Source organism: Shimia sp. (assembly GCF_041624275.1).
Lineage (GTDB): Bacteria > Pseudomonadota > Alphaproteobacteria > Rhodobacterales > Rhodobacteraceae > Shimia.
The window spans coordinates 1-18,992 of sequence record NZ_JBFJVE010000034.1; the positions used below are offsets into that span (position 1 = coordinate 1).

Annotated in this window: 17 protein-coding genes and 1 pseudogene; 11 read left to right on the forward strand and 7 right to left on the reverse strand. The window is 67.0% G+C overall.

The features are described 5' to 3' along the window. The 6 genes from ABZD10_RS04470 to glmM form a co-directional block, all read left to right on the forward strand. Positions 1–925: glycine--tRNA ligase subunit beta (locus ABZD10_RS04470; RefSeq protein WP_372884906.1), on the forward strand; the 925-nt coding region annotated here is incomplete at its 5' end. Positions 926–987: 62 nt separating this feature from the next. After that, positions 988–3,555, forward strand: coding sequence for a pyruvate, phosphate dikinase (gene ppdK, locus ABZD10_RS04475; RefSeq protein WP_372884907.1), 2,568 nt, complete (start codon positions 988–990; stop codon positions 3,553–3,555). Positions 3,556–3,704: 149 nt separating this feature from the next. Next, positions 3,705–4,343: a cell wall hydrolase gene (locus ABZD10_RS04480; RefSeq protein WP_372884908.1), complete on the forward strand. Its 639-nt coding sequence runs from the start codon at positions 3,705–3,707 to the stop codon at positions 4,341–4,343. A 127-nt stretch (positions 4,344–4,470) separates the two neighbouring features. Further along, positions 4,471–5,394: a dihydroneopterin aldolase gene (locus ABZD10_RS04485; protein WP_372884909.1), complete on the forward strand. Its 924-nt coding sequence runs from the start codon at positions 4,471–4,473 to the stop codon at positions 5,392–5,394. A gap of 40 nt (positions 5,395–5,434) precedes the next feature. After that, the gene (gene folP, locus ABZD10_RS04490) at positions 5,435–6,454 is read left to right on the forward strand and encodes a dihydropteroate synthase (RefSeq protein ID WP_372884910.1); all 1,020 of its coding nucleotides are present in this window, start codon (positions 5,435–5,437) and stop codon (positions 6,452–6,454) included. Beyond that, entirely contained in the window at positions 6,444–7,787 is a 1,344-nt protein-coding gene (glmM, locus tag ABZD10_RS04495; RefSeq protein ID WP_372884911.1) for a phosphoglucosamine mutase, read from the forward strand. Before folP ends, glmM begins: the two co-directional genes overlap by 11 nt. 62 nt (positions 7,788–7,849) lie before the next feature. Here glmM and ABZD10_RS04500 read toward each other — a convergent pair whose 3' ends face one another. After that, positions 7,850–8,770: a DMT family transporter gene (locus tag ABZD10_RS04500; RefSeq protein ID WP_372884912.1), complete on the reverse strand. Its 921-nt coding sequence runs from the start codon at positions 8,768–8,770 to the stop codon at positions 7,850–7,852. A 91-nt stretch (positions 8,771–8,861) separates the two neighbouring features. Then, a complete protein-coding gene (gene ilvC, locus ABZD10_RS04505; RefSeq protein ID WP_372884913.1) occupies positions 8,862–9,884 on the reverse strand; it encodes a ketol-acid reductoisomerase in 1,023 nt (340 codons plus the stop codon). 134 nt (positions 9,885–10,018) lie between these two features. Between ilvC and ABZD10_RS04510 the strand changes: the two genes are divergently transcribed. From ABZD10_RS04510 to ABZD10_RS04520, 3 genes are all read left to right on the forward strand, one after another. Continuing rightward, positions 10,019–10,474: an Lrp/AsnC family transcriptional regulator gene (locus ABZD10_RS04510; RefSeq protein ID WP_372884914.1), complete on the forward strand. Its 456-nt coding sequence runs from the start codon at positions 10,019–10,021 to the stop codon at positions 10,472–10,474. Continuing rightward, the gene (locus tag ABZD10_RS04515; protein WP_372884915.1) at positions 10,471–10,926 is read left to right on the forward strand and encodes an Lrp/AsnC family transcriptional regulator; all 456 of its coding nucleotides are present in this window, start codon (positions 10,471–10,473) and stop codon (positions 10,924–10,926) included. Before ABZD10_RS04510 ends, ABZD10_RS04515 begins: the two co-directional genes overlap by 4 nt. A 107-nt stretch (positions 10,927–11,033) precedes the next feature. Further along, entirely contained in the window at positions 11,034–12,152 is a 1,119-nt protein-coding gene (locus ABZD10_RS04520) for an aminotransferase class V-fold PLP-dependent enzyme (protein WP_372884916.1), read from the forward strand. Positions 12,153–12,198: 46 nt separating this feature from the next. Here the strand turns inward: ABZD10_RS04520 and ABZD10_RS04525 are convergent, their stop codons facing one another. Then, on the reverse strand, positions 12,199–13,401 hold the full coding sequence (locus ABZD10_RS04525) for a UbiH/UbiF family hydroxylase (protein ID WP_372884917.1): 1,203 nt from the start codon (positions 13,399–13,401) through the stop codon (positions 12,199–12,201). Positions 13,402–13,482: 81 nt separating this feature from the next. Continuing rightward, positions 13,483–14,127, reverse strand: coding sequence for a pyrimidine 5'-nucleotidase (locus tag ABZD10_RS04530; protein ID WP_372884918.1), 645 nt, complete (start codon positions 14,125–14,127; stop codon positions 13,483–13,485). Between the two features lie 111 nt (positions 14,128–14,238). Here ABZD10_RS04530 and ABZD10_RS04535 point away from each other — a divergent pair, with 111 nt between their 5' ends. Next, positions 14,239–14,877 carry a GntR family transcriptional regulator gene (locus ABZD10_RS04535; protein WP_372884919.1) on the forward strand — a complete coding sequence of 213 codons (639 nt, stop codon included), beginning with the start codon at positions 14,239–14,241 and terminating at the stop codon, positions 14,875–14,877. Here ABZD10_RS04535 and ABZD10_RS04540 read toward each other — a convergent pair. Further along, positions 14,833–16,782 carry a glycosyltransferase gene (locus ABZD10_RS04540; protein WP_372884920.1) on the reverse strand — a complete coding sequence of 650 codons (1,950 nt, stop codon included), beginning with the start codon at positions 16,780–16,782 and terminating at the stop codon, positions 14,833–14,835. The genes ABZD10_RS04535 and ABZD10_RS04540 overlap by 45 nt on opposite strands. A 72-nt stretch (positions 16,783–16,854) precedes the next feature. Further along, positions 16,855–18,015, reverse strand: a complete 1,161-nt coding sequence (gene carA, locus ABZD10_RS04545; RefSeq protein ID WP_372884921.1) for a glutamine-hydrolyzing carbamoyl-phosphate synthase small subunit — start codon at positions 18,013–18,015, stop codon at positions 16,855–16,857. Between the two features lie 182 nt (positions 18,016–18,197). Between carA and ABZD10_RS04550 the strand changes: the two genes are divergently transcribed. Then, positions 18,198–18,656, forward strand: coding sequence for a GatB/YqeY domain-containing protein (locus ABZD10_RS04550; RefSeq protein ID WP_372884922.1), 459 nt, complete (start codon positions 18,198–18,200; stop codon positions 18,654–18,656). Positions 18,657–18,694: 38 nt separating this feature from the next. Here ABZD10_RS04550 and ABZD10_RS04555 read toward each other — a convergent pair. Then, positions 18,695–18,992: pseudogene (locus ABZD10_RS04555) on the reverse strand (cysteine desulfurase); the annotation flags it as partial.

Genomic DNA, 18,992 nt, shown 5'->3' on the forward strand with positions numbered 1-18,992 from the left:
GCTTGGTCCGTCGGATGACGTGCCCACCGCGCCTGTGTCTGTGGCCGTGGCGCTGGCCGACAAGCTCGACACGCTGACCGGCTTCTGGGCCATCGACGAGAAGCCCACCGGCTCGAAAGACCCCTTCGCGCTGCGCCGCGCGGCGCTGGGCGTGATCCGGCTGGTGCTGGAGAACGACCTGCGTCTGCGCCTTGATGGTTACTTCGACCGCCAGCTGCTGCGCCACGAGGCGCATCAGAACGAAGACGACCTCTTGGCCGGGGCGCTGCTTGAAGATCTTGGCCAAGAGATCGCCGATCATGGCGTGCTGGGCGCGGTGCTGCGCACGGTGCAGGATGCGATTGACGGCGATCTGCCGAAACATATCGAAACCATCCGCAACAGCCTGCCGGACACCTCGCGCGATCTGCTTGGCTTTTTCCACGACCGCCTGAAAGTCTATCTGCGCGATGAAGGCATCCGCCATGACGTGATCGACGCCTGTATCGCCATGCCGGGCAATGACGATCTGAACCTGCTGGTGAAACGCGCCCGCGCCCTCGAAGCCTTTCTGCGCACCGAAGATGGCGAGAACCTGTTGCAGGGCTTCAAGCGCGCCAACAACATCCTGACCCAGGCCGAGGAAAAGGACGGGGTGGAATACAGTTTCGGCGCCGATGTGAAACACGCCGAGGACGCCAGCGAAAAGGCGCTGTTCGCGGCCCTTGATGCGCAGGAAGGGGCGATCGAAGCGGCCATCGGAGCGGAAGATTTCGCCGCCGCCATGGGCGGCATGGCGGCGCTGCGGGCGCCGATCGATGCGTTTTTCGAGGCGGTGCAGATCAACAGCGATAACGAGATCACCCGTCGCAACCGGCTGAACCTCTTGTCGCGCATCCGCAAGGTCTGTCTCGGGGTCGCCGATCTCGCCCGCGTCGAGGGCTAGGTCCGCGCCGGTCGGGGCCCGGCCGAGCGAAGGTTTTTCTTGAACCGGGGTGAACTCGGCTTATGCTGCCGCCAACAAGAGGTGCCGCAGTGCAGCAAGATAACCCCGATATCACCTTCATCACCGCCTCTGCCCCGGTGGCGACCGCCTCGCATGGCGGGCGGGCGAAATGCCTTCAGCGTCTGGTGCGGCTGGATCTGCCGGTGCCGCGCACGGTGGCGCTGTCCTTCGACGAGGTGCACCGTATCGCCGCCGGCGACACTCCCGACCTCGAGGCGCTGATCGCGCTTCTGAACCCCGACGGGCTGATCTGCGTGCGCCCCTCTTCCGAGGATCCGGATTGGGGCGGCCCCGGCGCGGTGCTGAATATCGGCATGAACGACGCCCGCCACGCCAGCCTCAGCAAGACCCTCGGCGCCGCCGCCGCCAATGCGCTTTATGCCCGCTTCATCCAGTCCTATTCGATCCATGTCGCGCGGCTTGATCCCGACATGTTCGACGACATGGACATGCAGGCCGACGATATCTGCGAGCAGGCGCTGGACGCCTATGAGTTCGAAGCCGAAGAGCCCTTCCCGCAGGATGTCTCGCAACAGCTTGGCGGCGTGCTGCGCTCGATGGCGCGCGCCTGGGAGGGCACCTCGGCGCGGCTGCTGCGTCAGGCCAAGGGCGCGCCGGCCGATGCCGGGCTGGGGCTGGTGGTGCAGGAGATGGTGCTGGGGCTGGGGCTGGGGGAATGCGGCTCGGGGGTGTTGCAGCTGGTCAACTCGACCACCGGCCTGCCACAGACCACCGGGCGTTACCTCAGCCAGTCGCAGGGGCGCGATGCGCTCGAGACCGGCGCCGCCTCGCTCTATATCGAAAGGGACACGCGCGGCCCGTCGCTGGAAGAGCAGGCCCCGGCGGCCTTCGAGGCGCTGAAGGCCCATGCGGCGCTGATGCGCGAGAAGCTGCGCGAAGAGATGCAGATCGAGTTCACCATCGACAACGGCCGGGTGCATATTCTCGACGGGGTGCGGGTGCAGCGTTCGGCCCGTGCGGCGGTGCGTATCGCGGTGCGGCTGGCCGAAGACGGGATCATCTCGCGCGAAGAGGCGCTGATGCGTATCGAGCCCCGGGCGCTCAATGAATTGCTGCACCGCCAGATCGACCCCAAGGCCAAGCGCGACGTGATCGGCACCGGCATCGCCGCCAGCCCCGGCGCGGCCACCGGGCGCATCGTGTTCTCGGCGGCAGCGGCCCAGGCCAGCGCCGCGCGCGGCGAGGCCTGCGTATTGGTGCGCCGGGAAACCAACCCCGAGGACATTCGCGGCATGCATGCCGCCAGCGCGGTGCTGACCGAGCGCGGCGGCATCACCAGCCACGCGGCGGTGATCGGCCGCGGGCTGGGCCTGCCCTGTGTCGTCGGGGCGTCCTCGATCCGCTTCCAGCCCAAGAAACGCGCCCTTGCCACCGCCGACGGCCGGGTGTTCCGCGAGGGCGACATCATCACCGTGGACGGCTCGGAGGGGCAGATCCTGGCCGGTGAGCCGGCGATGCACGAGGCGGCGCTGGACGATGCCTTCCAGACCCTGATGGCATGGGCCGACGCGGCCCGCGACATCGACGTGCGCGCCAATGCCGACACCCCCGCCGATGCCCAGACGGCGCGCAACTTCAAGGCCAACGGCATCGGGCTGTGCCGCACCGAACACATGTTCTTCGACGCCGACCGCCTGACGGTGATGCGCGAAATGATCTTTGCCGATGCCTCGGACGACCGGCGCTCGGCGCTGGAACAGCTTTTGCCGATGCAGCGCGAAGACTTCACCGAACTGTTCCGGATCATGGAGGGGCAACCGGTCTGCATCCGCCTGTTCGACCCGCCCCTGCACGAGTTCCTGCCCACCGACCGCTCGGGCCTGCGCGACCTCGCCGAGGCGCTGAGCCTGCCGCTGTCGGACGTCACCCGCCGGGTCGAGGCGATGGGCGAATACAACCCGATGCTGGGCATGCGCGGGGTGCGGCTGGGCATCACCGTGCCCGAGATCTACGACATGCAGGCCCGCGCCATATTCGAGGCGACGATCGCGGCCAGCCGTGACGGCGACCCGGTGGTGCCCGAGATCATGATCCCGCTGGTCAGCGCCAAGCGCGAGGTCGAACTGGTCAAGACCCGGATCGACGCCGTCGCGGCGGCGGTGCGCACCGTGACCGGGGTGAAATTCGACTATCGCCTCGGGGTGATGGTGGAAACCCCGCGCGCCGCCCTGCGGGCCGAGGATATCGCCCCGCATTGCCATTTCTTCAGTTTCGGCACCAACGACCTTACCCAGATGACATATGGGTTGTCGCGTGACGACGCCGGGCGCTTCATGTCGGCCTATGTGCAGCAGGGGGTCTATCCCGAGGATCCGTTCCATACCCTGGATGCGGACGGGGTCGGCGAGTTGCTGAAACTCGGTGCCGAGCGCGGCCGCCGGGCGCGCCCCGACCTGACCCTGTCGGTCTGCGGCGAACACGGCGGCAGCCCCGAATCAATCGCCTTCTGCCGCAAGGCGGGCATCGACTATGTGTCCTGCTCGCCGTTCCGGGTGCCGGTGGCGCGGCTGGCGGCGGCGCAACTGGCGATTTCCGACAAGATCGGCTAATGCGCCTGTTTTTCAGGGCTATATCTTGACAAATGCGCGGTTTCGCGCTTCGCGAAGGGCCGGTTTCTGGACTTTCGCGGCAGATTCGGCTATGCCGCCGCCAAGTTCGGGCTGGGGAGGGTCCGTCACGGTAACCGACGAGGTGCATAATGCGCAGATTCCTTCCGGCCATTCTGGCGGTTTTCATGCTGACCAGCGCCGCCCCCGCCGAGATCGCCTCGGGCCAGGCGGGCGACCCCGACACCAAGGCCCGTTTCGGTCAGACGCTGTTTTCGGGCACCAAGCTCAAGGCGCTTTTGGGGATCGAACGGCGCGCGAAGACCACGGAAATCGAATACTCTCGGGCCTGGATCGACGCCCGCCCGCCGGTCAAGGCGCGCGGCGCCGAATGGCAGTGCCTGGCCGAGGCGCTTTATTTCGAGGCCCGGGGCGAAAGCACCAAGGGGCAGTTCGCCGTGGCCGAGGTCATTCTCAACCGGGTCGACGATGATTACTACCCGGCCAGCCTCTGTGACGTGGTCAATCAGGGCACCGGCCGCAAGTACCAGTGCCAGTTCACCTATACCTGCGATGGGCTTTCCGACAAGATCCGCGAACCCCAGGCCTATGAGCGCGTCGGCAAGGTGGCCCGGCTGATGATGGATGGCGCCCCGCGCGAACTGACCAGCGGCGCCACGCATTACCACACCAAGGCGGTGTCGCCGTCCTGGTCGCGCAAGTTCAAGCGCACCGCCACCATCGGGGTTCACCATTTCTACCGCCAGCCGACCCGGGTCTCGCAGAACTGATCCGCGTCACGCGCGGCCCCGGGCCTGCCCGAATGCCGCCTTGTGGGGCTGGCCCGTCGCCTTGCGGCCTGATAAAGCGCCGCAGGGGCGCTAGGATCGGCCTGTCGCGACATCAGGGAACGCTGCAATGAGTGAAGAAACCCGCCTGGCCTTTGCCCATCCGGAAGACCGCGCCGCCGCCATGGCCGGCGCAGACCCGCTGGACCGTATCTCTCTCAGGGATCATCTGGTCGAGGTGGAAATCGGTGCCTTTCAGGCCGAGCGCGACGTCACCCAGCGGGTGGCCTTCAATGTCGTCGTCGAGGTGCTGCCCCTGTCGGGGGATGCCGATGACGATGTCGACCGCATCCTCTCCTATGACCGGATCACCGAGGCGATCGCCGCCGAACTGGCGGCCGAACGGCTGAACCTGCTGGAAACCCTGGCCGAACGCATCGCCGACCGGATCCTGCGCGAGCCCCAGGCGGCGCGGGTCTTCCTGCGCATCGAAAAGCTCGACCGGGGCCCCGGTGCGCTCGGGGTCGAGATCGTGCGCACCCCTGCGAGCGGCGACACCGAGCCCGCCGCAGAGGGCCAGCAGCCGCACCCTCTGGTCGTCTGGCTGTCCCATGACGCCCAGAACAGCGATCATCTGAAGGGCTGGGTCGACCAGCTGGCGGCGCGCGGCCTGCCGCTGATCTTCTGTGTCGCGGCGTCGCGGCCCGGCGTGCCGGCGGTCGCCGAGCCCCAGGCGCAGCGGCGGATCGATCTCTTGGCCATGGAGCAGGCGGCCTGGGTGTTGTCGGCGCGCGCGCCGCGCTGTGTGGTCGTCGCCACGCGGACCGAGCTCGACTGGGCGATGAAAAACGGCCAGATCTCGGTCTGGGCGCCGTCGCGGATCGTGCTCGACGCGGTCGGCGGGCCGGGGCACGCTGGCGATGACGGGCTGGAACTGGCGCAGTGGCTTGCGACCGAGATCGGCGCCGAGTCCATGATCGCCATTGGCGGAACTCTGCCCAGCGACCTGCCATTTCCGGCGCAATCGCTGCCGGTTGACCGGGCAAAGCTCTAGCGGCTTGCCAACACGCCCCCTTAGGGACCATTCAAAGACCATGACGACCTATTACCGTGCGATTCCTCTATCCGATGCCGCGCGCCCGGCAGGGGCCCTGCGGCTGGCCGGCGGCTGGACCTGGTTCGACCGTGTCGAAGTGATGGCCCGCGGGGCGCCGCCTCGGGTGGTCGCGGCAACGGATGCCCCGGCCGAGGTGCTGGCGGCGATGACCCGGCCGCGGGGCATGATCGGCCCGCTTTCGATGGCACGGCCGCAGATCATGGGCATCCTGAACGTGACCCCCGACAGTTTCTCGGATGGCGGGCAGCATGACGGCGCCGAGGATGCGCTGCGCCGGGCCGAAGAGATGCAGCGGCAGGGGGCGGCGCTGATCGACATCGGCGGCGAATCGACCCGGCCCGGTGCGGTCGAGGTGCCGACGGCGGAAGAGATCGCCCGCACCGCGCCGGTGATCGCCGCCCTGTCGGGCCGCATCGCGGCTCCGGTCAGCATCGACACCCGCAAGGCGCCGGTGGCGGCGGCGGCGCTCGAGGCCGGGGCGCTGCTGGTCAACGACGTGTCGGGGTTCACCTTCGATCCCGACCTGGCGCCGCTGGTGGCGGCGCGGGGCGCGCCGGTCTGCGTCATGCACGCGCAGGGCGATCCCGCCAGCATGCAGGATGACCCGCGCTATGACGATGTCCTGCTGGATGTTTATGACTACCTTGCGCAGCAGGTGGCCATGCTGACCGCGCTCGGGCTGTCCCATGACCAGATTCTGGTCGATCCGGGGATCGGTTTTGGCAAGACCCTGGCGCACAATCTGGCGCTTCTGGCGCGGATCAGCCTGTTCCACACTCTGGGCTGCCCGGTGCTGCTGGGGGCCAGCCGCAAGGGCTTCATCCGCGAGATCGGCCAGGCGCCCGATCCGACGCGCCGCGTCGGCGGGTCGGTGGCGGTGGCACTGGCCGGGGTGGCACAGGGTATTCAGGTTGTGCGGGTGCATGATGTGGAGGATACTAGGCAGGCACTGCAATTGTGGCAGGCCGTGACAAGTGGAGAGTATTTTGGATCGTAAATTCTTTGGAACCGACGGGGTGCGTGGCACCGCCAACACGGGCCACATGACCGCCGAAATGGCGCTGCGCATCGGGGCTGCCGTCGGGCGCTATTTCCGCAATGACGGCATGAACAACCACCGCGTGGTGATCGGCAAGGACACCCGCCTGTCGGGCTATATGTTCGAGAACGCCCTGACCGCCGGGCTGACCTCGACCGGCATGAACGTGCTGCTTCTGGGGCCGGTACCGACCCCGGCGGTGGGCCTGCTGACCAATTCCATGCGCGCCGATCTCGGGGTGATGATCTCGGCCAGCCACAACCCGGCCGAGGACAATGGCATCAAGTTCTTCGGCCCCGACGGTTTCAAGCTTTCGGACGAGGCCGAGCGCGAGATCGAGGCGCTGATCCACAGCGGGGTCGAATTGGCCCAGCCGCGCAATATCGGCCGCGCCACCCGGATCGACGATGGTCGCTTCCGCTATATCGAGCGCATCAAGGCCTCGGTGCCTTCGGCCGAGGCGCTGCGCGGCATCAAGGTGGTGATCGACTGTGCCAATGGCGCCGCCCACCGTGCCGCCCCCGAGGCGCTGTGGGAACTGGGGGCCGAGGTAATCACCGTCGGCACTTCGCCCAACGGTCTCAACATCAACGACAAATGCGGATCGACCCATCCGCAGGCGGCGGCCGAGGCGGTGCTTGCCCATGGTGCGGATGTCGGGATTTCGCTGGACGGCGACGCCGACCGGGTGATGATCATCGACGAAAAGGGCGAGGTTGCCGACGGCGATCAGATCATGGCGCTGCTGGCCGATCGCTGGGCCGCGCAGGGGCGGCTCAGGGGCGGCACGCTGGTGGCGACGGTGATGTCCAACCTCGGCCTCGAGCGGTTCCTCGAGGGCAAGGGGCTGCGGCTCGAGCGCACTGGCGTCGGCGACCGCTATGTGGTCGAGGCGATGCGCAGGGGCGGCTACAACCTCGGGGGGGAGCAATCGGGCCATATCGTGATGACCGACTATGCCACCACCGGCGACGGGCTGCTGGCCGGGTTGCAGTTTCTGGCCGCCATGGTCGAGACCGGCAGGCGGGCCTCGGAACTGACGCGCAGTTTCCAGACCGTGCCGCAATTGCTGCACAACGTGCGCTATGGCAACGGCAGCGACCCGCTCGGAGCGGCCTCGGTGCAGGCGGCGATCGGCGCGGCCGAGACCGAGCTTCTTGGCCAGGGGCGTCTCTTGATCCGCAAGTCCGGCACCGAGCCGCTGGTGCGGGTGATGGTCGAGGCCGAGGATGACGCGCTGATGCGGCGTCTGGTCGACAGTATCGTCTCCGAGGTCGAAGCCGCGATCTGATCGCGGCCGGCGCCGAACCGTCATTGCTGGCGGGCGGGTGATGCCCGCCCGTCCGGCCCGGGTCAGGAACGCCCGAACAGGCGCCGCATCGTGCCCAGCTGCGACAGGCCGAGGCCGCTCAGGATCAGCACCAGCGCCAGCCACAGGCTGGGGGGCAGCGGCTCGCCGAGAATGGCCGCGCCGATCACCGCCGACCAGACCGGAACCTGGTAGTTGACCAGCGACATGAAACTGGGCCCGGCATCGCGGATCACCTGGATCACCAGGACCTGGGCCACCGCGGTGGGCAGTACCCCGAGATAGAGGATCGCCGCCACCGACAGGGCCGAGGCGCGTTGCGGCAGGCCTTCGTTCCAGAGCGCAATCGGCACGATCATCAGCGCGGCGCAGAGCATGGCCGCCGCCGAAAGCGCCAGCATGTTGGTGTCGGGGCAAAGCCGGGTGACGATCGAGCCGGTGGCATAGCACAGTGCCGCCCCGAGACAGGCCAGCCGCGCCAGCGATTCGAAATCCGAGCCCAGCGCGTCAAAGGCATCAAGCCCGATCAGCACCAATACGCCGACAAAGCCGATGGCAAAGCCGAGGCTGCGGCGCAGGGTCAGGTGTTCGCCCGGCACCAGCAGATGGGCCATCGGCAGGACGAAAAGCGGCACCGCCGCCATGCAGACACCGGCAAAGCCCGAGGCGACGTAGGTCTGCCCCCAGCTCAGCAGGGTAAAGGGCATGGCGTTCGAGAACAGCCCCATCAGGATGGCAAAGCCCCAGACCAGCCGCCCCTGCGATTTGCGCGGATCGGGCAGGGCGACCCCCAGCAGGCGCAGGATCACCAGCAGGGACGAGGCGGCCATGGTGACACGCAGCGCAACGATGGTCAGCGGCCCGAAGTCGCGCAGGGCGACGCTGACCGCCATGAAGGAGGCGCCCCAGATCAGGCCGAGGCAGACCAGCTTGAGCCAGTTTCGCAATCCGGGGGCGTCGCGCATGTCGGGGCCTTTCCATGGGGCACCGACAGAAAAGGGCGCCCGAGACAGGCGCCCTTTGTGGGTTCGAAACGAACGGAAGACAAGCCGCCGATCAGTTTTTCTCTTTGTCGACCATCTTGCCGGCCGAGATCCACGGCATCATGCCACGCAGCTTGGCGCCGGTTTCCTCGATCAGATGCTCGTCATTGGCACGGCGCGAGGCCTTCAGGGTCGGCTGGCCCACGGCGTTCTCCAGCATGAAGTCGCGCACGAACTTGCCCTGCTGAATGTCGTCCAGAACCGCTTTCATGCGCGCCTTGGTCTCGTCGTACTTCAGGATGCGCGGGCCGGTGACGTATTGGCCGTATTCGGCGGTGTTCGAGATCGAGTAGTCCATGTTGGCGATGCCGCCTTCATAGATCAGGTCAACGATCAGCTTCACTTCGTGCAGGCATTCGAAATAGGCCATTTCCGGTGCGTAGCCGGCTTCGACCAGGGTTTCGAAACCGCAGCGGATCAGCTCGACCAGACCGCCGCAGAGAACCGCCTGTTCACCGAACAGGTCGGTTTCACACTCTTCGCGGAAATTGGTTTCGATGATGCCCGAGCGGCCGCCACCGATGGCCGAGCAATAGGACAGGCCGATTTCCAGCGCCTTGCCGGTGGCGTCGGTGTTCACGGCAACCAGGCAGGGCACGCCGCCGCCTTTGGTGTATTCGCCGCGCACGGTGTGGCCGGGGCCCTTGGGCGCCATCATGATGACGTCGACGCCTTCTTTGGGCTCGATCAGGCCGAAATGCACGTTCAGGCCGTGGGCGAATGCGATCGCAGCGCCGGGCTTGATGTTGTCATGCACGTATTTCTTGTAGGTCTCGGCCTGAAGTTCGTCGGGCATGGTGAACATGATGACGTCACACCAGGCAGCGGCTTCGGCGATGCCCATCACCTGAAGGCCTTCGCCTTCGGCTTTCTTGGCCGAGGGCGAGCCTTCGCGCAGCGCGACGACGAGGTTCTTGGCGCCCGAGTCGCGCAGGTTCAGCGCGTGGGCGTGGCCTTGCGAACCATAGCCCAGGATGGCGACTTTTTTGTCTTTGATCAGGTTAATGTCGCAGTCGCGATCGTAGTAAACGCGCATGTCGGCGCTCCCTCTGTTTGAAACTCTGGCGGTGACTATAGCGGGGCCACATGGAAAGACGAGATGGGAAATGGGTGAAATCGGCGTGAAAAATGTCATAGTCATTCGTCAAGAATGCAAATAAGATATTTTTCATGCTTGATGATCTCGACAGACGCATTATTCGCTATTTGCAGGCCGAACCGGGAATGGCGCTGCCTGATCTGGCAGAGCAGGTGAGTCTCACCGTGTCCCGCCTGTCGCGGAGACTGGAGAAGCTCGAGAGTTCGGGCGTGTTGCGCGGGCAGCGTGCCGTGGTCGACTGGCGGGCGCTGGGCTACGAGGTCGAAGTGTCCTTGCGCATCACGCTGGACAAGACCTTTGCCAATGCCTTCGACGTGTTCATCACCGGTGCGCGCGAGATCCCGGAAGTGATCGAGATCCAGACCTTTCTGGGCCGGGTCGATGTGCGTCTGTCGGTGATCGCCCGCGACATGGCGCATTATCAAGAGATCTACCGCAGCCAGATCCTGACCCTGCCGCATATCGCCGATATCGAGGCGCTGATGCATGTGGCGCGGATCAAATCCGACGAAAGCCTGCCGATATGAGCGAACTGGACGAGATCGACCGCAATCTGGTCAAGGCGCTGGCCCGGGATGCCACGCAATCGGCGGGGGCGCTGGGGCGGCGTTTCGGTCTGAGCCAGCCGGCGACCTGGCGGCGCATCCGGCGCCTGCACGAGGCGGGGATTATCGCCGGTCGCAGGCTGGACCTCGACGCCGAGAAACTGGGCTTCGGGGTGACGGTGTTCCTGGGGGTGAAACTGGCCACCAAGGGGCGGGTCAGCCTTGATGATTTCGAACGCGCCGTGACCGCGATCCCCGAGGTGCAGACGGTGGAACATGTGCTGGGCATGTATGATTACCGCCTGCGGGTCACGGCGCGCGACATCTCCGATTTCGAGCGCGTGCTGCGGCGGCGGATCATGACCCTGCCGGGGGTCGGCGATGTCGAGGCCAACGTGCTGCTGTCGGAAGAGCGCCGCCCGGGGCCGCTTTGACCCCCGCCGGCCTGCCGCTTTTGCGCGGGTAAAGGGACGCGAACGGACTTTCCACGCCCCGGCATTCGCGCTAGCCATGGCCTGTTGCACCAACAGGAGACGACACCATGACAAGCGCAGTTGACCCCGGCGGCCTCGATGAATTCTCGGTGGTGTTCACCGACCGATCCCTCAATCACATGTCGCAGACCTTTCAGCAGGTGATGCGCGACATTTCCGATCTGCTGAAAGAGGTCTACAACGCCGATGGCGTGGCGCTGGTGCCGGGCGGCGGCACCTATGGCATGGAGGCAGTGGCCCGCCAGTTTGCCCGCGACGCCCGCACGCTGGTGGTGCGCAACGGCTGGTTCTCGTACCGCTGGAGCCAGATCTTCGAAGCCGGCGCCTTTGCCGCCGAAAGCACGGTGATGAAGGCGCGCCAGGCGGGCAATGATGCCACCGCGCCCTTCGCCCCGGCGCCGATCGACGAGGTCGTGGCCCGGATCCGCGAGGAAAGGCCCGAGGTGGTCTTCGCCCCGCATGTCGAGACCTCGGCCGGGGTCATCCTGCCGGATGACTATATCGCCGCGATGGCCGAGGCGGCGCATGAAGTGGGGGCGCTGATGGTGCTCGACTGTATCGCTTCGGGCTGTGTCTGGGTCGACATGAAGGCGCTGGGCGTCGATGTCCTGTGTTCGGCGCCGCAAAAGGGCTGGTCGGCCTCGCCCTCGGCCGGGCTGGTGATGATGTCCGAGCGGGCGCTGGCGCGGCTCGGCGAAACCACCTCGGACAGCTTTGCCATCGACCTCGGGAAATGGCATGCGATCATGGCGGCCTATGAGAACGGCGGTCATGCCTATCACGCCACCATGCCGACGGATGCGCTGCGCGCCTTCCGCGACACCATGCTGGAAACCAAGGAATACGGGTTCGACAAGCTGCGCGAGGCGCAATGGGCGCTGGGGGACGGCGTGCGTGCCATGCTGGCCGAAAAGGGCGTGCAAAGCGTCGCCGCACAGGGCTTTGGTGCCCCGGGCGTGGTGGTCAGCTATACCGCAGACCCCGCCATTCAGAACGGCGGCAAGTTCGTTGCCGAGGGCATGCAGATTGCCGCCGGCGTGCCGCTGGCCTGCGACGAACCCGAAGGCTTCATGACCTTCCGGCTGGGGCTGTTCGGTCTCGACAAGCTCTATGATGTCGAGGGCACGCTGGCGCGCCTGAAGGCGGTGCTCGACAAGGTATTGTAACCGCCGCGATGCATGCCGGGCCGGACACTCGGCAAGAGGGGCCGGCTCAGCGCACGCCGAGCCCCATCTGCATCAGCATCTTGCGCACCGGCGACAGGGCGTAAAGCGCATTGAGCCCCATCGCGCGCGCATCGCGCAGGGCGCGGGTCTCGACCATCGAGGCCCGGTTCAGCAGGTCGATGCCCCGGACCCGCAGCTTGACCTCGTTGAAACGCCTGCGGTGATAGCTTTCCAGCATCGCCGCGTCGCCCAAACGGGATGGGCTGGCCTTGGCCAGTTCCAACAATACGCGCATGTCGCCAAGGCTCATGTTCAGCCCCTGGGCGCCGATCGGGGGCACCACATGGGCGGCCTCGGCGACCAGCGCCAGCCGCTCGCCGTTCAGCCGCTCGGCCGATTGCGAGATGATCGGCCAGAGGGTGCGGCGCGAGGCCAGGGTGAGCGGGCCGAACAGCGAACAGCTGCGCCGGGTCATCTCGGCCTCGAATTCGGCCACCTCCATTTCGAACAGCGCCTTGGCGCGCGGACCGCGCTCCATCCAGACCAGCGCCGACGAGGGCTTGCCCTGATAATCGGGCAGCGGCACCAGCGTGAAAGGCCCGCCCGAGCGGTGGATCTCGGTCGAGACATTGCCGTGCGGGATCGGGTGGGTGACCGCCAGCGCCAGCGCCTTCTGCCCGTAGCGCGCGGTCTGGACGGCGATCCCCGCCGCCTCGCGCATCGGCGAATGGCGCCCGTCGGCGGCGATCACCAGCCGGGTCCGGGTGGCGCTGCCGTCCGACAGGGTGACCCGCGCCTCGTTGGTGCGGGTGAACAGGCCGGTGGTGGCGGTGCCGAGCCGCAGGTCGACATTCTCCATCTCGCCGAGCCGCGCCAGCATCTCGCGGCGCAACAGCCAGTTGGGCAGGTTCCAGCCGAAGGGCTGGTCGGAAATGTCGGCGGCGTCGAAATTGCGCACCAGGCGCGGTTCCGGGGCCTCGCCGCCGGCATCGACGATGCGCATGATCTGCAGCGGCGCGGCATGGGGCGCCAGTCGCGGCCACAGCCCGGCTTCGTCGAGCAGAGCGCGCGCCGGTTGCAGAAAGGCGGTGGTGCGCAGGTCGGCCCCTTCGGCGTCGCGTTCGGTGACCGGCGGCGCCGGGTCGACGCATTGAACCGAGAGGCCGGCGCTGGCAAAGGCCGCGGCGGCGGTCAGACCCGCGATGCCGCCGCCGGAAATCAGGATGTCGAATTCGTTGAAACGGCTCATGGGGCCCTCCTGCGGGGCAACCTAATCGCTTGGCGCGCGGACGCAAGGCTTGCTGTCGATGCGCGCCGGCCGCTGCGGCGATCAGTCGAGTTTCTTCAGGAAGGCGGGCAGGTCGTCGGTGTGGTGGTGGATATGCTCGGCCTCATGCGGGTCGGGCGCCACATGCACGGTCTTCATGCCCATCTCGTGCGGTGCCTTCAGGTTGCGCGGGTCGTCCTCGAACATCGCCGCGCTTTGGGTGGCGATACCGTCCAGCGTGAACACCGCCTCGAAGGCGGCGCGCTCGGGTTTGGGCAGGAACCCGGCATGTTCGACGCCGTAGACCGCGTCGAACAGCCCGTCGAGCCCGCGCGCCCCGAGCACCCTTTCGGCATAGGGCGCGGTGCCGTTGGTATAGACGATGCGCCGGCCGGGCAGGGCGCGGATGCTGGCGGCAAGGGCAGGGTCGGGCTCGAGCGCGTCGAAGGAAATGTCGTGCACATCCCTCAGATAGGGGAGGGGGTCGACGTCGTGTTCACGCATCAGCCCGGCAAGGGTGGTGCCGTAATGCGCCCAGTAATGCCTGCGCAGGTCATCGGCGCGCGGCCGGTCGACGCCAAGCGCCTGCATGACATAGCGGGTCATGCGCACCTCGATCTGGTCGAACAGGCGCACCCGGGGCGGGTAGAGCGTGTTGTCGAGGTCGAAGACCCAGGTCGTGACATGTGCGAAATGCTGTTTCGGCATGGCCGGAAACTACGCCGCCCACGCGCCCGGTGCAATGGTGGGGTTGCAACCGGGGCGCCGGGCCGCATAGTCTCGGCCCCAGCGCGGGCCGGCGCAAGGAGGACAAGCCGCATGGTACAATCGAAACCGCCCAACAAGGATGCCTATACGCTGATACTCGAGGCCATCGACGTCGGCGTGTTCAAGCCCGGCGACCGGTTGGTGGAAAGCGATCTTGCCGAGCGGTTCGGGGTCTCTCGCACGCCGATCCGCGAGGCCCTGCAACGGCTCGAGACCCAGTCGCTCCTGGCGCGCGACGGCCGCAGCCTGATCGTCTCGTCGCTCGATCACAACCAGATGGCCGAGCTCTACGTGGTGCGCACCGAGCTCGAGGGGCTGGCGGCGCGTCTGGCGGCGCGCCATGCCACCGCCGAAGAGGTTCGGGTGCTCGGCGACATGGTGATCGAGGACAGGAAACTGGTCCATGACCCCTCGGCCCTGGCCCGGGCCAACCGCCGCTTTCACAAGCAGATCCACCTTGCCTCGCACAACCGCTATCTGGTGCAGCAGCTGGATCTGGTGCACCGGTCGATGGCCTTGATGGCGACCACCTCGATCGCGGTGGAGGGGCGCGGCGAGGACACGCTGGTCGAGCATCAGGCGATCGTCGACGCGATCGCGGCGCGCAATGAATCGGCGGCCTATACCGCGCTGCGCGATCACATCTCAAAGGCCTTCGTCACCCGGCTCAAGCAGGACGCCGATTCCTGACGTCCGGGCGCCGGTGCCCTCATTGGTCTTGCCGTGCATGGTCTTGTCCCAGTAGTAGGGCCGGAAGACCAGCTCGTAGAGCGCCTTGTAGCCGGCAAGGCTGGCCAGCGGGAAATAGAAGGGCATGGTCAGCACCCAGGGCATCAGCCGGCCGCGGTTCTGGCCCGACACGGCGATCGCCGCGATCAGCGCGTTGGTCAGCCCGATGGCGACGAAGACCCCGGCCAGCCCGGTCATGGCCTCGGGCGGCAGATACATGTCGCTGAGAAAGGGCAGGCCGAAGAAACCGGCCCAGAACACCCAGATCAGCGGCGCCAGCAGGAACTGCGACAGGGTGCAGAGAAACACCAGCTGCACGCCGATGAAGCCGGCCGGCCCAAGGTCACGCCACAGTCGCGCCGGGCGCTGCATGTGCACCAGATAGGTGGCCATGTAGCCCTTGAGCCAGCGCGAGCGTTGCCTGACCCAGGCCAGGGGGCGGCAATTGGCCTCTTCCTGGGTGACGCTGGGCATCAGTTCGGTGCGCCATCCGAAGCGCGCCAGCCGGATCCCGAGGTCGGCATCCTCGGTGACGTTGTGGGCATCCCAGCCGCCGAGCGCCTCGAGCGCCTCGCGGCGCATGAACAGGGTGGTGCCCCCCAGGGGCAGCGGCACCCCGAGCCGGGCCAGCCCGGGCAGGACGATGCGGAACCAGGTCGCGTATTCGATGGTGAAGCAGCGCGACAGCCAGTTGGTCCAGGGGTTGTAGTAGTCCAGAACCCCCTGCAGGCAGACCACCTCGGGCGGCGCCTGCGCGAAACAGTCGGCCACCACCTCGAGCTGGTCCGGGCCGGGCGAGTCCTCGGCATCCCAGATGCCGATGATCTCGGCCTTGCAGTGGTCCAGCGCGTAGTTGAGCGCCCTTGGCTTGGTGGTCAGGCCGCTGCCCGCCGGCACTTCGACCACCCGCATCCAATGCGGCAGACGGGTGCGGGCAATGGTCGCCTTGGTCATCTGGTCATGCTCTTCGAGCACCAGCACCACGTCGAGCAGCGCCTTGGGATAGCTGAGGTGCGACAGCCGCGAGACCAGCGCCCCGGCGATTTCCTTTTCCCGGAACAGCGGCACCATCACCGAGATTCGCGGCAATTGCCCCGCGGACGGCGCCCGGTTGCGCAGCGGCCGCGCCCAGGGCGGTGGCAGCGGGCGGGGCAGCGGGCGGAAGAAATGGATCAGGAAGGCGCTGGTTTTCAGCAGCGACACCGCCAGCAGCGAGAGCACCGCCCACAGGGTCAGACCGGCCAGCAGGGCGGCCGGCGCGATCGAGGTCAGAATGGCCGCCAGCGCCAGCCCGACCAGCAGCAGCAGCAGGCTGCGGCGCGATGCCGTCTGCCAGCCCCGGCAGCTCAGCGCCGCATCGACCCGGGCCTCGGCCCGCTCGGTCAGCTGGCGGCGATGGGCGCGGGCCAGATGCCCGGACACCGCGTTTTCGTCGCTGACCGCCAGCAGGGCGCCGCGCAGGATCGGCGGCATCTGCGTGCGCAGCGCCTCGAAACGGTCCGGCCTGCCGGTGGCAACGATCAGCAGTCCGCCGACCGATTGCCAGGGAACGGCGTTGAACCGCAGGCAGGTTTCGGGGGCCACCGCGTCGGCAAGGGCGGGATCGGGCGGCTCGCGCGCCAGATCGACCAGCATCGCCGGATAATAGGAGGCCAGAGCCGCGCGCAGCTGGTCGGCGCGCACCCAGCCCCGCGCCAGCAGGATTTCGGGCAGCGTGACGTCCCATTCGCGCTGCCGTTCCAGGGCGTGGAACAGCTGCCATGGCGCGATCAGGCCGCTTTCGATCAGGTGGCGCCCCAGCGACAGCTGCGGCGCACGCCCGGCGACCGGCTGCGGACGCCGGATAGTCAGCACTGGCTGGTTCATCGCCCTCCCCCCGTTCTTGCCGGAGCAGGATGACGGGGGCAGGGTTAATGTTCGGTTAAGCCGGGGCGGTTGCTAGCCCCGGGCGCGCTGGGCCATATGGGCGGCGAATTTCTCGAACAGATAGAAGCTGTCCTGCGGGCCGGGGCTGGCCTCGGGGTGGTGCTGGACCGAAAACACCGGGCGGTCGGCGATGCGGATGCCGCAGTTCGAACCGTCGAACAGCGACACATGGGTCTCGACCACGCCGTCGGGCAGGCTCTGGCTGTCGACCGCGAAACCGTGGTTCATCGAGGTGATCTCGACCTTACCGGTCTCGTGATCCTTGACCGGGTGGTTGGCGCCGTGATGGCCGTGGTTCATCTTCACGGTCTTGGCGCCCAGCGCCAGGGCCAGCATCTGGTGGCCTAGGCAGATGCCGAAGACCGGCAGGTCGGCCTCGAGCACGCCCTTGATCATCGGCACCGCATAGGCGCCGGTGGCCGCCGGGTCGCCGGGGCCGTTCGACAGGAAGACCCCGTCCGGCGCATGGGCCAGAACCTCTTCGGCGGTGGCGGTGGCCGGCAGCACGGTGACGTCGCAGCCCGCCGAGGCAAGGCAGCGCAGGATGTTGCGCTTGGCGCCGAAATCGACGGCCACGACCTTGAATTTCGGGTCTTTCTGGCGACTGTAGCCCTCGGGCCAGGCCCAGCGCATCTCGTCCCAGCGATAGGATTGCGCGCAGGTCACTTCCTTGGCCAGATCCATGCCCTCGAGGCCGGCAAAGGCGCGCGCCTTGGCGATCAGCGCCTCGGTGTCGAAGTTGCCCTCGGGGTCATGGGCCAGCGCCGCGTGGGGGGCGCCCTGCTGGCGGATGGCGCGGGTCAGGCGGCGGGTGTCGATGCCGCCCACCGCGATGCGGCCACGCGCCGCCAGCCAGTTCGACAGGGTCTCGGTCGAGCGCCAGTTCGACGGCGCGGTCGGATCCCATTTCACCACCATGCCCGCCGCCACCGGGTCGCCGGTCTCGTCGTCTTCCGGGTTGACCCCGGTATTGCCGATATGGGGGAAGGTATAGGTCACGATCTGACCGGCATAGGAGGGGTCGGTCATGATCTCCTGATAGCCGGTCATGGCGGTGTTGAAGCACAGCTCGGCCACGGTTTCGCCGGTGGCGCCAAAGCCGCGCCCGAAGAACAAGGTTCCATCGGCAAGCGCAAGGCAAGCGGTTGGGGTGGACGGGGCATCCTGGACCATGGCACGACTCTCTGGCTGATAAATTGTCGGGAAACTAAGTCGCCCCGGGCGCAGCGTCAAGGTATAGGAAAAATTGGATATCGTTTAAAATCAATGACTTGCAAAATGACCCCGCCGGTTGCCTCGGGACGGGGCTTTATATATTGTCCGGGTTTCCTGCGAAACGGCAAATGGCAGAGCGAATGACACTGCGAGACGAGATCAATTCCTCCCTGAAACAGGCCATGCGCGACCGCGCCGCCCAGCGCCTGTCGACCCTGCGCCTGATCATGGCGGCGATCAAGGATCGCGACATCGCGGCCCGGGGCGAGGGCGCCGAAGAGGGCGTTTCGGATGACGAGATCCTGACCATCCTCGCCAAGATGGTCAAACAGCGTCAGGAAAGCGCGCGCAGCTATGAAGAGGGCGGGCGTCTCGACCTTGCCGAGCGCGAGCTGACCGAGATCACGGTGATCGAGGAATTCCTGCCGCGGCAGCTCAAGCAGTCGGAAGTTCTGGCCGCGATCGACGCCGCGATCGACGAGATCGGCGCCAGCTCGATCCGCGACATGGGCAAGATCATGGGCGCGCTCAAAAGCCGCTATACCGGGCAGATGGATTTCGGCAAGGTCGGCCCGCTGGTCAAGGACCGGCTGAGCTGAGCCGACGCCCGCCGCAGCGCCACAGGGTTTGATGCCGCTCAATCGGCGGCACGCACCTCTTTGATCCAGGCCACGATCACCGCCCGCGCATCGCGGTCCATGTCCAGCGCATTGGGTGGCGGCATCGCCCGGCTGAGCCCGGCCTGCAGATAGATCTGTTCGGCGTGGCGGGCGACATCGGCCTCGGTTTCCAGAACCACCCCCTTGGGCGGCCAGTGCATCCCTTCCCAGGCCGGGCTGCGGGCATGGCACATCGAGCAGTTCCCGATCACCGTGTCATAGGCCTCGTCGAAGCCCGCGGCCGAGGCGTATTTGCGCTCGGCGTTGGTCAGGGCA

Bases quoted from the DNA above. Each gene is read 5' to 3' on its own strand.
- ppdK (WP_372884907.1), top strand. From the start codon at position 988: ATGCTGCCGCCAACAAGAGGTGCCGCAGTGCAGCAAGATAACCCCGAT.
- ABZD10_RS04480 (WP_372884908.1), top strand. From the start codon at position 3,705: ATGCGCAGATTCCTTCCGGCCATTCTGGCGGTTTTCATGCTGACCAGC.
- ABZD10_RS04485 (WP_372884909.1), top strand. From the start codon at position 4,471: ATGAGTGAAGAAACCCGCCTGGCCTTTGCCCATCCGGAAGACCGCGCC.
- folP (WP_372884910.1), top strand. From the start codon at position 5,435: ATGACGACCTATTACCGTGCGATTCCTCTATCCGATGCCGCGCGCCCG.
- ABZD10_RS04500 (WP_372884912.1), bottom strand. From the start codon at position 8,770: ATGCGCGACGCCCCCGGATTGCGAAACTGGCTCAAGCTGGTCTGCCTC.
- ilvC (WP_372884913.1), bottom strand. From the start codon at position 9,884: ATGCGCGTTTACTACGATCGCGACTGCGACATTAACCTGATCAAAGAC.
- ABZD10_RS04510 (WP_372884914.1), top strand. From the start codon at position 10,019: ATGCTTGATGATCTCGACAGACGCATTATTCGCTATTTGCAGGCCGAA.
- ABZD10_RS04515 (WP_372884915.1), top strand. From the start codon at position 10,471: ATGAGCGAACTGGACGAGATCGACCGCAATCTGGTCAAGGCGCTGGCC.
- ABZD10_RS04520 (WP_372884916.1), top strand. From the start codon at position 11,034: ATGACAAGCGCAGTTGACCCCGGCGGCCTCGATGAATTCTCGGTGGTG.
- ABZD10_RS04525 (WP_372884917.1), bottom strand. From the start codon at position 13,401: ATGAGCCGTTTCAACGAATTCGACATCCTGATTTCCGGCGGCGGCATC.
- ABZD10_RS04530 (WP_372884918.1), bottom strand. From the start codon at position 14,127: ATGCCGAAACAGCATTTCGCACATGTCACGACCTGGGTCTTCGACCTC.
- ABZD10_RS04535 (WP_372884919.1), top strand. From the start codon at position 14,239: ATGGTACAATCGAAACCGCCCAACAAGGATGCCTATACGCTGATACTC.
- ABZD10_RS04540 (WP_372884920.1), bottom strand. From the start codon at position 16,782: ATGAACCAGCCAGTGCTGACTATCCGGCGTCCGCAGCCGGTCGCCGGG.
- carA (WP_372884921.1), bottom strand. From the start codon at position 18,015: ATGGTCCAGGATGCCCCGTCCACCCCAACCGCTTGCCTTGCGCTTGCC.
- ABZD10_RS04550 (WP_372884922.1), top strand. From the start codon at position 18,198: ATGACACTGCGAGACGAGATCAATTCCTCCCTGAAACAGGCCATGCGC.